Source organism: Rhodoferax sp. (assembly GCF_039922535.1).
In the GTDB taxonomy this organism is placed as follows: domain Bacteria; phylum Pseudomonadota; class Gammaproteobacteria; order Burkholderiales; family Burkholderiaceae_C; genus Rhodoferax_B.
The window spans coordinates 1-14,440 of the sequence record NZ_JBDTEM010000282.1; the positions used below are offsets into that span (position 1 = coordinate 1).

A 14,440-nucleotide genomic window follows, 5' to 3' on the forward strand; every position below is an offset into this window, starting at 1 on the left:
GCGGGACTTTTTCTGTCGATGTGTTGCTGCGTGCCCGCTTGGGGCGCGCATGCCTATGCGCAATTTGGCGACGTGAAATACCCCGCCGGGTTCGACCATTTCGGCTATGTGAACCCCAACGCCCCCAAGGGCGGCGAGATTCGCATGGTGCCGCCCACCCGGCCTACCAATTTCGACAAGTTCAACCCCTTCACCTTGAAGGGCACGGCACCTTTCGGTATCTCTGGCCTGCTGCTGGAAACCCTGCTGGCGGGCAATATGGAGGAACCCACCACCGCCTACGGTCTGCTGGCCGAGGACGTGGAGGTGGCCCCCGACAAACTCAGCGCGACTTTCAAAATACACCCCGCCGCCCGCTTCCATGACGGCACGCCGGTGCTGGCCGCCGACGTGGCGTATTCCTTTAACACCCTGGTGGGCAAACTGGCCGCGCCGCAGTACCGCAGCATCTTTGCTGAGGTCAAGGGCGTGGCCGTGCTGGGTGAGCGCACGGTGCGCTTCGACTTTGCCAACCCCAACCCCGAGCTGCCGCTGGTGGTGGGCACCAGCCTGCCGGTATTCAGCCGCGCCTGGGGCAAGGGCGTGGCGTTTGACCAGATCGTGGAGCAGGTGCCCATCGGCTCCGGCCCGTACAAAATTGCCAACCCTAAGTTAGGCCGTGACATCACCTACACCCGCGACCCGGCCTACTGGGCGCGCGACCTGGGCGTGCGCAAAGGCCAGTTCAACTTTGACCGCATCACCTACAAAATTTACCTGGACGAAACTGCCCGTTTCGAGGGACTGCGGGCCGGGGAATTTGATTTCATGCGCGAATTCATTTCGCGCAACTGGGCGCGGCAGTACGTGGGTAAGCAGTTTGACAACGGCACGTTGAAAAAAGCCACCTTCATCAACCGCAACCCCGGCGACTTCCAGGGCTATGTACTGAACCTGCGCAATCCCAAGTTCAAGGACGTGCGGGTGCGCGAGGCGCTGGGCCTGGCGATGGACTTTGAATGGCTCAACCGCCAGCTTTTTTACGGCGTGTACCAGCGCGTCAACGGCTACTTTCCGAACAGCGAATTCCAGGCCCAGGGCCTGCCCGGCGCAGATGAATTGGCCTTGCTGGAACCCTTGCGCGCCAAGCTGCGGCCCGAGGTGTTTGGCCCCGCCTATTTGTCGCCCAGCACCGCGCCGCCGCGCAGCCTGCGCGACAACCTGCGCCAGGCGCAAAAGCTGCTGCACGAGGCCGGTTGGGACTACGCCGACGGCGCGCTGCGCAACGCCAAGGGCGAGGCCTTCACGATCGAGTTTTTGAACGACCAGCCCAGCCTGGCGCGGGTGATTGCACCGCTGCAAAAGGCGCTGGAAAAGCTGGGCATTTCGCTGCAGCTGCGGCTGGTCGATTTCTCGCTGTCCAAGCAAAAAATGGATACCTTCGATTTCGAAATGACCAGCGTGCGGCTGTTGGGCAGTACTGCGCCCGGCGGTGAGCTGCTGGAGCTGTTTGGCTCCAAAGCCGCTGCCACACCGGGTTCCAACAACACCTGGGGCATTGCCGATCCCGCTGTCGATGCGCTGCTGCAAAAGGTCGTTACCGCCACCACGCGGCCCGAACTGGCCACCGCCATGCGTGCGCTGGACCGGGTGCTGACGCATGGGCATTACTCCATTCCGCAGTGGTTCAGCAATGCCTTTTTTGTGGGCTACCGGCCCGGCCAATTTGTGCTGCCCGCCGCCACGCCGCCCTACTACCAGGTGGACGGCTGGGCCACCAGCACCTGGTGGGCCTCGCCCAACAATAAATAAGCATGTTCAGCTACATCCTCAAACGCATTCTGCTGATGGTGCCCACGCTGCTGGGCGTGCTGCTGGTGACTTTCGCCGTGGTGCAGTTCGTGCCCGGCGGCCCGGTGGAGCAGATGGTGTCGCAACTGCAGGGTCGCGATTCGGGCGGCGAGCGAGCGGCGGCCTCGGGCGCGGGCTACCGGGGTCGGCAGGGGATTGATGCCAAGCAGATCGAAGAAATCCGCCAGCTCTACGGCTTCGACAAGCCTGCGCCCCAGCGCTTTTGGCAGATGCTGGGCCAGTTCGCCCGGTTTGACCTGGGCCAGAGCTTCTACCAGCACAAGGACGTGTGGCAGCTGGTGAAGGAAAAGATGCCGGTGTCCATCAGCCTGGGGCTGTGGACCTTCTTTCTGAGCTACCTGGTGGCCGTGCCGCTGGGCATTGCCAAGGCGGTGCGGGCCGGGTCGCGGTTTGACTTTGTCACCACGCTGCTGATTCTGGTGGGCTACGCCATCCCCGGCTTTGTGTTGGGCGTGGCGCTGGTGGTGATATTTGGCGGCCAGTTGCAGTGGTTTCCGCTGCGCGGGCTCACCTCCAGCAACTGGGACACGCTGGGCTGGGGCGCCAAGGTGGTGGACTACCTGTGGCACATCGCACTGCCGGTGACCGCCATGGTGCTGGGCAGCTTCGCCGTCACTGCCATGCTGACCAAGAACGCGTTTCTGGAAGAAATCCGCAAGCAATACGTGCTGACCGCCCGTGCCAAGGGCCTGAGCGAGCGGCAGGTGCTGTGGAAACATGTGCTGCGCAACGCGCTGATTCCCATCGTCACCGGCTTCCCGGCGGCGTTTATCGGCGCGTTCTTCACCGGCTCGCTGCTGATAGAAACCCTGTTTTCGCTCGATGGCCTGGGTTTGCTGAGCTACGAGAGCGTGATCCGCCGCGACTACCCCGTGGTGCTGGGCACGCTGTACCTGTTTACGCTGATCGGCCTGGTCACCAAGCTGATTTCCGACCTTTGCTATGTGTGGGTAGATCCCCGGGTTCGATTTGACTAATACCGCTTCGCCCAGCCCCGGCCGCCGTGCCTGGCAGCGCTTCAAACGCAACCGCCTAGGCTACTGGAGCCTGGTCATTTTCTGCGTGCTGGTAGTTTTGAGCCTGCTGGCCGAGGTGCTGAGCAACGACCGCCCACTGGTGCTGCGCTACCAGGGGCAAACCTATTTCCCATTGGTGAAAGACTATGCCGAGACCACCTTTGGCGGCGATTTCCCCACGCCCACCGACTACCTCGACCCCTTCATCCAGCAGCAACTGGCCCAAAACGGCAACTGGGCGATATACCCGCCCAACCCTTACGGCCCCAAGACGCTGAACTACTTCGCCCAATTCCCCAACCCCTCGGCCCCGTCGCGCGCCAACCTGCTGGGTACGGACGACCGGGGACGCGACCTGCTGGCGCAGTTGATTTACGGCTTCCGCGTCAGCGTGTTGTTTGCGCTGGCGCTGACGGCAGTGGGCACGCTGCTGGGCATCGCTACCGGGGCGGTGCAGGGGTTTTTTGGTGGCAAAACCGACCTGGCGTTCCAGCGCTTTATCGAAATCTGGGGCTCCATGCCCGAGCTGTATTTGCTGATCATCTTCAGCGCCATCTTCGCGCCCAGCATCAGCCTGTTGCTGGTCTTGCTGAGCCTGTTTGGCTGGATGGGCCTGAGCGACTACGTGCGGGCCGAGTTTCTGCGCAACCGGCAGATGGACTACGTGAAGGCCGCGCGCGCCCTGGGCGTGGGCAATGCGCAAATCATCTGGCGGCACATCTTGCCCAACAGCCTCACGCCGGTGGTGACCTTTTTGCCGTTCCGCATGAGCGCGGCCATCCTGGCGCTAACCTCGCTGGACTTTCTGGGCCTGGGCGTGCCGCCTGGTACGCCGTCGTTGGGTGAACTATTGAGCCAGGGCAAGGCGAATATCGACGCGTGGTGGATTTCGCTGTCTACCTTTGCGGTGCTGGCCATCACGCTGCTGCTGTTGACCTTCATGGGGGATGCCTTGCGCGACGCGCTCGATCCGCGGAAGGTGCAGGCATGAGTTTGCTGGACGTGCAGGATTTAACGGTCAGCTTTGGCGGTAGGCCCGTTGTCAACCGCATCAGCTTCCAGATCCAGCCCGGCGAAAAGCTGGCGCTGGTGGGCGAGTCGGGCTCGGGCAAAAGCATTTCGGCGCTGAGTTTGCTGCGCTTGGTAGCCGATGCGCAGACCACGGGCAAGGCGATGTTTGGCGGACAGGACTTGCTGGCGCTACCTGAGCACACGCTGCGCGGTATCCGCGGCAAAGACATCGCCATGATTTTCCAGGAGCCGATGACGGCGCTGAACCCGTTGTTCACCATTGGCCGCCAGATCGCTGAGGTTTTTGAACTAAAACAAGGCTTGACGCAGGCGCAATCTGCGCTGGCAGCTATTGAAATACTAGCGAGCACGGGTGTGGCCGAACCCACACGCCGTGTCGGCAGCTACCCGCACCAGCTCAGCGGCGGCCAGCGCCAACGCGCCATGATCGCCATGGCTTTGGCCTGCAGGCCTAAGCTGTTGCTGGCGGATGAGCCCACCACCGCGCTGGATGTGACGGTGCGCGGCCAGATTCTGGCGCTGCTGTCCGATTTGCAGCGGCAATACGGCATGGCCGTGCTGTTGATCACCCACGACCTGCACTTGGTGCGCCAGTTTGCCGACCGCGTGGCGGTGATGGAGGGCGGCCGTATCGTAGAGACCGGTACTGTGGCGGGCGTTTTTGAGAGTCCGCAACACGCCTACACCCGCAAATTGATCGCCAGTAAACCTGTGCGCGATGTCGTGCCCGAAATTTCTGCCGCACCCTTGCTGCAGGCAAAAAACTTGCGTGTGGCCTATCCCGCCGCTTTGCCGGGCATCCGGGGCTGGTTCCAGAAGTCCGAGTTCGTGCCCTTGCAAGATGCCAGCTTTGCCATCCCGCCGGGCCAGACGCTGGGCGTGGTGGGCGAGTCCGGTTCGGGCAAATCCACTTTGGCCCTGGCCGTGCTGGGTTTACAGGCCTACGGCGGCTCGGTGCAGATTGGCGGGCAGACCTGGGGCCGCGAAGCCGCGCGCAACAAAGCGCTGCGTTCCAAAATCCAGGTAGTGTTCCAGGATCCGTTCTCCTCCCTCTCACCTCGCCTGACCGTCGAGGAAATCGTAGGGGAGGGCCTGCGCGTCCATGCGCCGCAGCACAGCGCCGACGAACGCCAGCGCCAGGTCATCCAGGCGCTGGCCGATGTGGGTATGGGGGAGGAGCAGTTTCCCGGCTTGTTACAACGCTACCCGCATGCGTTTTCAGGTGGCCAGCGCCAGCGTCTGGCGATTGCCCGTGCGTTGATCGTGCAACCCCAGTTGTTGGTGCTGGACGAACCCACCAGCGCGCTGGACGTGACCATCCAGCAGCAAGTCCTGCAATTGTTACAAAGGCTGCAACGGGAGCGCGGTCTGGCCTACCTGCTGATCACCCACGACATGGACGTGATTCGCGCCATGGCGCACCGTGTGCTGGTGGTGCAAAACGGTGAAATCGTGGAGTCGGGCCCTGTGGCGCAGGTGCTGGATGCGCCGCAGAATGCTTACACACGAACTTTGCTGGCAGCAAGCACGTAGTCCCTAAACACTTGCTAAAAACCCCTACAAATCAGTGCATAGCCCACAAATATTTAAGGAAAAACCCTGTGCGGCCTTCCGGGCGAACGCGTTTTTTGCTTAAAAACTGCCCATTTCTGGGCTAGAATAAGAGCTCACGACCAAACGGGCGGGTAATTACCGCCCGTTTTTTTTGGTCGATTGTTTTTAACAGGCCTTAAAAACACACTTTAAAGCAGACTTTCAAGGTGTTTTCGAGGCCATTGCACCTACCAATATTCACACGTGGCGTTACAAGAAATCGTTGAACAAACCGTAACCGGATTCGGTTACGACCTCGTAGAGATCGACCGCTCTGCCGGTGGTTTGCTGCGCATCACGATCGACCATCCCTGGGTCGCCGGTACGCCCGAGCAGTTTATCAACGTCGAAGACTGCGAAAAAGTCACCCGCCAACTACAGTTTGCACTGGAAGTCGATGGCGTGGAATACAAGCGGCTGGAGGTGTCCTCGCCCGGTATCGATCGCCCCTTGCGGCACAAAACAGATTTTGAGCGCTTCGTAGGTTACGTCATCGACGTGAACCTCAAGGTGGCTATTGGCCTTGCCGCAGAAGGCAAAGTCAACGCCAACCGTAAAAAATTCCGCGGCACGCTGGAAGCCGTAGCGGCTGTCGGCGCTGCCGCCCCCAGCTGGCAAATCGTCTGGAGCGACGAGCCCGAAGTCAAGCCCGGTGTGCGTGTCAGCAAAAAACGTATTCCAGCGCCTTTGCAGGCCATGGGTTTTACCTTGGATGAAATCCGGGATGCACGGCTGGCCCCCATCGTTAGTTTCAATGGTCGCAACGCAAAAGACACGGGTGTTGCGCAAGAGTGATGGTCCGGCGTGATGGCTGCGTAAGCACAGTCCGGCGGATTTGATTTTTTTGGTTTAAGTGTTCAGGAGATTCGTGACATGAATCGCGAAATGTTGATGTTGGTAGATGCCATTTCACGTGAGAAAAACGTGGAGCGGGATGTTGTATTTGGCGCGGTGGAGTCGGCTTTGGCGCAGGCCACCAAAAAGCTGTACCAGGGCGAAGTGGATATCCGCGTTGCCCTTGACCGTGACAGTGGCAATTACGAAACCTTCCGCCGTTGGCTGGTGGTGCCAGACTCTGCAGGTTTGCAAAACCCCGAGGCAGAAGAGCTGGTGTCGGACGTGCGCGACGACATTCCTGACATTGAAGAAGGCGACTACATCGAGAAACCGATCGAGTCGCTGCCGATTGGCCGGATTGGCGCGATGGCTGCCAAGCAGGTCATTCTGCAAAAGATCCGTGATGCTGAACGCGAAATGCTGCTGAACGACTTCATGAGCCGTGGCGACAAGATTTTTGTCGGTACCGTCAAGCGCATGGACAAGGGCGACATCATTGTCGAGAGCGGTCGCGTCGAAGGCCGCCTGCGCCGCAGCGAGATGATCCCCAAGGAAAATCTGCGCACCGGTGACCGCGTTCGCGCCATGATCATGGAAGTGGACCTGACACTGCGTGGCGCACCTATCATCCTGTCTCGCAGCTCGCCTGCTTACATGATTGAGCTGTTTCGCCAGGAAGTGCCTGAAATCGAACAGGGCCTGCTGGAGATCAAATCTTGCGCCCGTGACCCAGGTTCGCGCGCCAAAATCGCCGTGCTGTCGCACGACAAACGCGTCGATCCTATCGGCACCTGCGTCGGCGTGCGTGGTACCCGTGTCAACGGCGTCACCAACGAACTGGCTGGCGAACGTGTCGACATCGTCTTGTGGAGCGAAGATCCTGCCCAGTTCGTGATTGGTGCTTTGGCCCCGGCCAATGTGTCTTCCATCGTAGTGGACGAAGAGCGCCACGCCATGGACGTGGTAGTCGATGAAGAAAATCTGGCGATTGCGATTGGCCGCGGCGGACAAAACGTGCGCCTGGCTGCCGACTTGACCGGCTGGAAGATCAACATCATGGACGCGGCTGAATCTGCCCAAAAGCAGGCGACCGAGACCGATTCCAGCCGCAAGCTGTTCATGGAAAAACTCGATGTCGACGAAGAAATGGCCGACATCCTGATCCACGAAGGCTTCACCAGTCTGGAAGAAATTGCCTACGTGCCGCTGCAGGAAATGTTGGAAATCGAAAGCTTCGACGAAGACACCGTGCATGAGCTGCGTTCGCGTGCCAAAGACGTGCTGCTGACCATGGAAATTGCCCTGGAAGAAGACGCTGAAGCGGCCGAGCCGGTCTCCCAAGACCTGAACGACCTTGAAGGCCTGACCCCCGAACTGATCGCCAAGCTGCAAGCTGGCGGCATCCACACCCGCGACGATCTGGCCGACTTGGCCGGGGATGAGCTCTCCGAAATTACCGGCCAGTCTGAGGACGAAGCCACGACCTTGATCATGAAGGCGCGCGCACATTGGTTTACCAATGACGCCGCCTCTCAAGAGTAATGGTCATGAAAGGTCACACAATACATGTCCAATACTACCGTCGCCGAATTTGCCGTTGAGCTCAAAAAATCGCCCGAAACTTTGCTGGAACAGCTCCGGGGGGCGGGTGTGCCGAAAGCCGCTACGTCCGATGTCCTAAGCGAATCTGACAAGCAGCGCCTGCTGGGCTTTTTGCAGGCCAGCCATGGCACTGCCACGCTGGAACGCAAGAAGATCACCCTGGTGAAAAAGTCCACCAGCGAAATTAAACAGGCCGACTCCACTGGCCGTGCCCGCACCATCCAGGTGGAAGTGCGCAAGAAACGCACCTTCATCAAACGTGAAGATGGCATGGACAGTGTGATCGAAGGCTCTGCCGAATCCGAGGTCGAAGTGGACGTGCCCGCCAGCAACGCCGCGGAAGAAGCCGAATTGGCCCGCCGCGAAGAAGAAGCCCGCCGCCAGGCCGAGCTGATGCGCCGTCAGGAAGAAGAACTGATCGAAAAGCGCCGTCAGCGTGAAGAGCAAGAAGCCCGTGATCGTATCGCTGCTGAAAAAGCCGCTGCTGCGAGTGAGGCTGCCGCACGTGCCCAGGCTGAACAACAAAAAGCCGCGACACCTGCGCCACCGCTGTCTGCCATTGGGCAAAATATCAACGCCGCTGCAGATGCCGCTGCCTTGGCTAAGTCCCAGGCTGATGCCGCCGCGGCACAAGCCAAGGCCCAGGCCGAAACCGATGCCCGTGCCAAAGTTGCCGCCGAGTCCAAAGCGCGCGAAGATGAAGAGTCCGCCCGTGTGGTGGATTTGGGCGACCGCCGCCGCAAGGCCGAAGCCGAAGCCGCCGCCATCCGCTTGATGATGTCCACACCTAAGAAGGTGCTGGTCGCCCACAAGAAGGTGGAAGAACCCAAGCCGGTCGTGAAACCCGCCGTGGTCGATGCTGCCAAGGCTGCCGCCATGAAGGGCACGCTGCACAAGCCTGCCGCAGGCACGGCACCGGCCAAACCCGCACCTGGCGCAGCACCCGCTGCCCCAGGTGCTGGCAAAGAAGTTAAGTCCGCCAAGCTGTCCAGCAGCTGGGCCGATCCAGCCAAGAAGAAACCCCTGCCCACCCGTGGGGACTCCAGCGGTGGTGTCGGCCGTGGCAACTGGCGCGGAGGCCCGCGTGGCCGCCGTGGCAGCAATGACCGCGACCAGCGCGACGACAACATGTCGCAAGCACCGGTGGAAGCGCGCACAATCGAAGTCCATGTGCCCGAAACCATCACCGTGGCCGAACTCGCCCACAAGATGGCGGTCAAGGCTTCCGAGGTGATCAAGCACCTGATGAAGCTGGGCCAGATGGTTTCCATCAACCAGCCGCTGGACCAAGACACGGCCATGATTCTGGTCGAAGAAATGGGCCACAAAGCCGTTGTGGCTGCGCTGGACGATCCAGAAGCGTTTACCGCCGAAGAAGTGTTGCAGCAAGAGTCTGAGTCTTTGCCGCGGGCTCCTGTGGTGACCGTCATGGGCCACGTGGATCACGGTAAAACCTCGCTGCTGGATTACATCCGCCGCGCCAAGGTCGCCTCTGGTGAAGCCGGTGGCATTACCCAGCACATTGGTGCCTACCACGTGGAAACCCCACGCGGCATGGTGTCGTTCCTGGATACTCCGGGCCACGAAGCGTTTACCGCCATGCGTGCCCGTGGTGCGCAGGCCACCGATATCGTGATTCTGGTCGTGGCTGCCGACGACGGCGTGATGCCGCAAACCAAAGAAGCTATCAAGCATGCAAAAGCAGCCGGTGTGCCTATCGTGGTGGCGATCAACAAGATCGACAAGCCCGATTCCAACCCCGAGCGCGTCAAAAACGAGCTGGTGATCGAAGACGTGATCCCCGAAGACTTCGGTGGTAGCTCGCCTTTCGTCTCCGTGTCGGCTAAAACGGGTTTTGGTATCGATGAACTGCTGGAGCAAGTGCTCTTGCAGGCCGAAGTGCTGGAATTGAAAGCACCGGTCGATGCCATGGCCAAGGGTCTGGTGATCGAAGCGCGTCTCGACAAGGGTAAGGGCCCTGTGGCTACCGTGCTGGTGCAGTCGGGTACGTTGAAGACGGGCGACATCGTGCTGGCAGGCTCCACTTATGGCCGCGTGCGTGCCATGCTGGATGAGAACGGCAAGCCGTCCAAGTCTGCAGGTCCGTCGATCCCGGTCGAAATCCAGGGTCTGACCGAAGTGCCGCAGGCGGGTGATGAGTTCATGGTCTTGCCCGACGAACGTCGGGCCCGTGAAATCGCTACCTACCGTGCTGGTAAGTTCCGCAACACCAAGCTGGCCAAGCTGCAAGCCGCCAAGCTGGAAACCATGTTCACCGACATCACGGCGGGCGAGGTCAAGATGTTGCCGATCATCGTCAAGGCCGACGTGCAGGGTTCGCAAGAGGCTTTGGCCCAGTCGCTGCTCAAGCTCTCGACCGACGAAGTCAAGGTGCAGATGGTCTACACGGCGGTCGGCGCGATCAGCGAGTCCGATATCAACTTGGCGATTGCCTCCAAGGCCATCGTGATCGGCTTCAACGTGCGAGCCGATGCGGGTGCGCGCAAGTTGGCCGAGAATAATGCCGTGGACGTGAAGTACTACAACATCATTTACGACGCTGTCGATGAGTTGAAGTCCGCCATGGCCGGTATGCTGGCTCCCGAGCAGCGCGAAGAGATCATCGGTATGGCTGAGATCCGCACGGTGTTCGTGGCCTCCAAAATTGGTACGGTGGCGGGCTGTATGGTCACCACCGGCTCGGTCAACCGCAGTGCACGCTTCCGCTTGCTGCGCGAAAACATCGTCATCTACACCGGTGAAATTGATTCGCTCAAGCGCGTCAAGGACGATGTGCGGGAAGTGCGTGAAGGCTTCGAGTGCGGTATCAAGCTCAAGAACTACAACGACATCGCCGTGGGCGACCAGTTGGAATTCTTTGAGATCAAAGAAATCGCCCGTACCCTGTAATGGTCAAACGCAAAGCCGCTGCGCCTAACCGCAGCCTCAAAGTCGCCGACCAGATCCAACGGGATCTGACCGAGCTGATCGCCCGCGAGTTGAAAGACCCGCGGGTGGGCATGGTGACCATCCAGGGGGTGGAAGTCACGCCCGATTACGCGCACGCCAAGGTGTTCTTCAGTGTGCTGACCGGCAACCCGGACGAGTGCACCGAAGGTTTGAACCAGGCCGCAGGTTTTCTGCGCTCGGGTTTGTTCAAGCGTTTGCACATCCACACCGTGCCGACCTTGCACTTCCATTACGACCGGACGACCGAAAAAGCCTCGGACATGAACGCGCTGATTGCGCGGGCTGTGGCTTCCCGGGCCCAGGAAGACTAAAGCGATGACTGCAACGCCACGTGTACGGGTTGCCAGGCGCCCCGTGCACGGGGTGCTGTTGTTGGACAAGCCTTTGGGTCTGTCGAGCAACGACGCGCTGCAAAAAGTCAAATGGCTGCTGCGCGGTGAAAAGGCGGGCCATACCGGCACGCTGGACCCGCTGGCCACCGGTGTGCTGCCCCTGTGTTTTGGGGCCGCCACCAAGTTCAGCCAGTTGCACCTGGATGCGGATAAAACCTACTTGGCCACGGCCCGGTTGGGGGTGAAAACCAGTACCGGCGATGCCGAGGGCGATGTGGTAGAGACCCGACCGGTGTCTGTAACGCAAGCGCAGATTGATGCGGTCGTACCGCGGTTTACCGGCCCGATTCGCCAGGTGCCGCCGATGTACAGCGCCTTGAAGCGCGACGGCAAGCCCTTGTACGAATATGCGCGGGCAGGCATTGAGATTGAGCGGCCTGCGCGGGATGTAGAAATTTTTGAGTTAAAAGTGGCTCTTACGCAGTTGGCGCCTGCGCAAGAAGCTATTGAAATAGTAGCAAAGTGCTCGAAAGGCACATACATCCGCACGCTGGGTGAAGACATTGGTGAGGCGTTGGGCTGCGGTGCGCATTTGACGGCTTTGCGCCGCATAGCGACCGGCGACTTTGCGATTGGCCAGTGTGTGACGCTGGCTGCGCTGGAGGCCATGACCGAAGACCAGCGGCTGGCGTGTTTGCTGCCGGTGGATGCGCTGCTGGCGCAACACCGCCGTGTCACGCTGGATGAACAGAATGCAGGGCGGTTCCTCAGCGGCGTGCGCCGCCGGGGGGACTGGCCCGACGATGACCGCGTTGCGGTTTACGGAGATAAGCCGCCGTCCTTGCTGGGTGTAGCCCAAGTCAAGGCCGGTGAATTGATACCAGGGCGACTGCTAAGCCCGCTGGATATTGGCCAGATTTTGGATCAGGCCCAGGCGCAAAAAGCAGAGAACCCTTTGATTCAGGAGTAGAGAACTATGAGCATTAAGCAAATTCGCAACATCGCCATCATCGCCCACGTCGATCATGGCAAGACCACCATGGTCGACCAACTGCTGCGCCAGTCCGGCACTTTTGCCGAACACGAAAAAGTCGTGGACACCGTGATGGACAACAACGCAATTGAAAAAGAGCGTGGCATTACCATTCTGGCCAAGAACTGCGCCGTGAGCTGGGAAGGTACGCACATCAACATCGTCGATACCCCCGGCCACGCCGACTTCGGCGGCGAAGTGGAACGTGCCTTGTCGATGGTGGACGGCGTTGTGCTGTTGATCGACGCACAAGAAGGCCCCATGCCCCAGACCCGTTTCGTGACCAAGAAGGCTTTGGCCCTGGGTCTGAAGCCTATCGTGGTGGTGAACAAGGTGGACAAGCCCGGTGCCAACCCCGACAAGGTGGTGAACGCTGCGTTCGACTTGTTCGACAAGTTGGGCGCTACCGACGAACAGCTGGACTTCCCCGTGGTGTACGCATCCGGCATCAACGGCTGGTCTTCGCTGGTAGAAGGCGAGCAGGGCGAGCAGTGGGGTCCCGACATGTCGGCCCTGTTCAACACCGTGCTCAAGCACGTGCCCGCGCAAACCGGCGATCCAGAAGCGCCTTTGCAGCTGCAAATTTCGGCACTCGACTTTTCGACCTTTGTGGGCCGTATCGGCGTGGGCCGTATCAGCCAGGGCACCGTGCGCCCGATGATGGACGTGGTGGTCATGGAAGGCCCTGACGGCAAGCCCGTCAAAGGCCGTGTCAACCAGGTTCTGACGTTCCAGGGTCTGGAACGTGTGCAGGCACTGGAAGCTGGCCCTGGCGAACTCGTACTGATCAACGGCCTGACCGACATCGGCATCGGAGTCACCATCACCGATCCGGTCAACCCCGCACCGCTGCCCATGCTCAAGGTGGACGAACCCACCCTGACGATGAACTTCTGCGTCAACACCAGCCCCTTGGCCGGTCGCGAAGGCAAATACGTCACCAGCCGCCAGATCTGGGACCGTCTGCAAAAAGAACTACAACACAACGTGGCATTGCGCGTCAAAGAAACCGACGAAGAAGGTATCTTTGAAGTCATGGGTCGCGGCGAACTGCACTTGACCATTTTGCTGGAAAACATGCGCCGCGAAGGCTATGAGCTGGCAGTAAGCAAGCCCCGCGTGGTGATGAAGGAAGTGAACGGCGAAAAGCACGAGCCTATCGAGCTGGTGACCGCCGACATCGAAGACCAGCACCAAGGCGGCGTGATGCAAGCCCTGGGCGAGCGCAAGGGCGAACTGGTCAACATGGAGCCGGATGGCCGTGGCCGTGTGCGTCTGGAATACCGCATTCCTGCCCGTGGTCTGATTGGTTTCACCAACGAATTCCTGAATTTGACGCGCGGCTCCGGCCTGATCGCCAACATTTTTGACTGCTACGAGCCCCATAAGGGCGACATCGGCGGTCGCAAGAATGGCGTGCTGATCTCTATGGACGCAGGCGAAATCTTCACCTACGCCCTGGGCAAGCTGGACGACCGTGGCCGCATGTTTGTGCGCGCCAACGATCCCGTATACGAAGGCATGATTGTGGGCATCCACAGCCGTGACAACGATTTGGTGGTCAACGCCACGCGTACCAAGCAGCTGACCAACTTCCGCGTGTCCGGCAAGGAAGACGCGATCAAGATCACGCCCCCCATCGAGTTGACGCTGGAATATGGTGTCGAGTTCATCGAGGACGACGAACTGGTCGAAATCACGCCCAAGTCGGTGCGTCTGCGCAAGCGCCACCTGACCGAAAGCGAGCGCAAACGCGCTGGCCGATAAACGGTATCAGCACCCAGTATTAGCTGGGTGATTGGTCCCTGAAACCCCGGACGCTTGTATAGCGTGCCGGGGTTTTTTACGCCGTCTCCCCCTCACAATCATGCTATGAAGTTATCCCATTCCCACGCCGTGCTGATGATGGTTCTGGTCACCTTGATGTGGTCGATTGCTGGGGTGACCACCCGGCACCTGGAGTCGGCACACAGCTTTGAAATCACCTTCTGGCGGAGCTTTTTTACCGTGCTGTCTCTGCTGGTGATCTTGCCGCTGCTGCAAGGCCGTGCGGTGTTTGCCAAGATCCGCCAGGGCGGCTCGGCGCTGTGGTTGTCGGGCGTGTGCTGGGCGGTGATGTTTACCGCCTACATGCTGGCATTGAGCCTGAGCCCGGTGGCAAATGTGCTGGTCAC

General features: G+C 60.1%; 11 protein-coding genes. All 11 read left to right on the forward strand.

The genetic code is table 11. The features are described 5' to 3' along the window. On the forward strand, window positions 1-1,791 hold a 1,791-nt coding region (locus ABI213_RS13055; protein WP_348027426.1), incomplete at its 5' end, for an extracellular solute-binding protein. Between the two features lie 2 nt (window positions 1,792-1,793). Then, window positions 1,794-2,828, forward strand: a complete 1,035-nt coding sequence (locus ABI213_RS13060; RefSeq protein WP_348007288.1) for an ABC transporter permease subunit — start codon at window positions 1,794-1,796, stop codon at window positions 2,826-2,828. Next, complete coding sequence (locus ABI213_RS13065) at window positions 2,821-3,858, forward strand: ABC transporter permease (protein WP_348007289.1); 1,038 nt, start codon at window positions 2,821-2,823, stop codon at window positions 3,856-3,858. The genes ABI213_RS13060 and ABI213_RS13065 overlap by 8 nt, the downstream gene beginning before the upstream one ends. After that, window positions 3,855-5,432: a dipeptide ABC transporter ATP-binding protein gene (locus ABI213_RS13070; protein WP_348007290.1), complete on the forward strand. Its 1,578-nt coding sequence runs from the start codon at window positions 3,855-3,857 to the stop codon at window positions 5,430-5,432. Before ABI213_RS13065 ends, ABI213_RS13070 begins: the two co-directional genes overlap by 4 nt. A 264-nt stretch (window positions 5,433-5,696) precedes the next feature. Further along, the gene (rimP, locus tag ABI213_RS13075) at window positions 5,697-6,287 is read left to right on the forward strand and encodes a ribosome maturation factor RimP (protein WP_348007291.1); all 591 of its coding nucleotides are present in this window, start codon (window positions 5,697-5,699) and stop codon (window positions 6,285-6,287) included. A 78-nt stretch (window positions 6,288-6,365) separates the two neighbouring features. Beyond that, complete coding sequence (nusA, locus tag ABI213_RS13080) at window positions 6,366-7,871, forward strand: transcription termination factor NusA (protein ID WP_295957972.1); 1,506 nt, start codon at window positions 6,366-6,368, stop codon at window positions 7,869-7,871. 24 nt (window positions 7,872-7,895) lie between these two features. Beyond that, window positions 7,896-10,841 (forward strand): translation initiation factor IF-2, encoded by a 2,946-nt coding sequence (infB, locus tag ABI213_RS13085; protein ID WP_348027428.1) that lies wholly within the window; start codon window positions 7,896-7,898, stop codon window positions 10,839-10,841. After that, window positions 10,841-11,212, forward strand: a complete 372-nt coding sequence (rbfA, locus tag ABI213_RS13090; RefSeq protein ID WP_348027430.1) for a 30S ribosome-binding factor RbfA — start codon at window positions 10,841-10,843, stop codon at window positions 11,210-11,212. Before infB ends, rbfA begins: the two co-directional genes overlap by 1 nt. A 4-nt stretch (window positions 11,213-11,216) precedes the next feature. Continuing rightward, on the forward strand, window positions 11,217-12,203 hold the full coding sequence (gene truB, locus ABI213_RS13095) for a tRNA pseudouridine(55) synthase TruB (protein ID WP_348027432.1): 987 nt from the start codon (window positions 11,217-11,219) through the stop codon (window positions 12,201-12,203). Window positions 12,204-12,209: 6 nt separating this feature from the next. Then, window positions 12,210-14,033 carry a translational GTPase TypA gene (typA, locus tag ABI213_RS13100; protein ID WP_348027434.1) on the forward strand — a complete coding sequence of 608 codons (1,824 nt, stop codon included), beginning with the start codon at window positions 12,210-12,212 and terminating at the stop codon, window positions 14,031-14,033. A gap of 105 nt (window positions 14,034-14,138) precedes the next feature. Further along, window positions 14,139-14,440, forward strand: a 302-nt coding sequence (locus ABI213_RS13105; RefSeq protein WP_348027436.1) for an EamA family transporter, incomplete at its 3' end; no start/stop codon positions are given.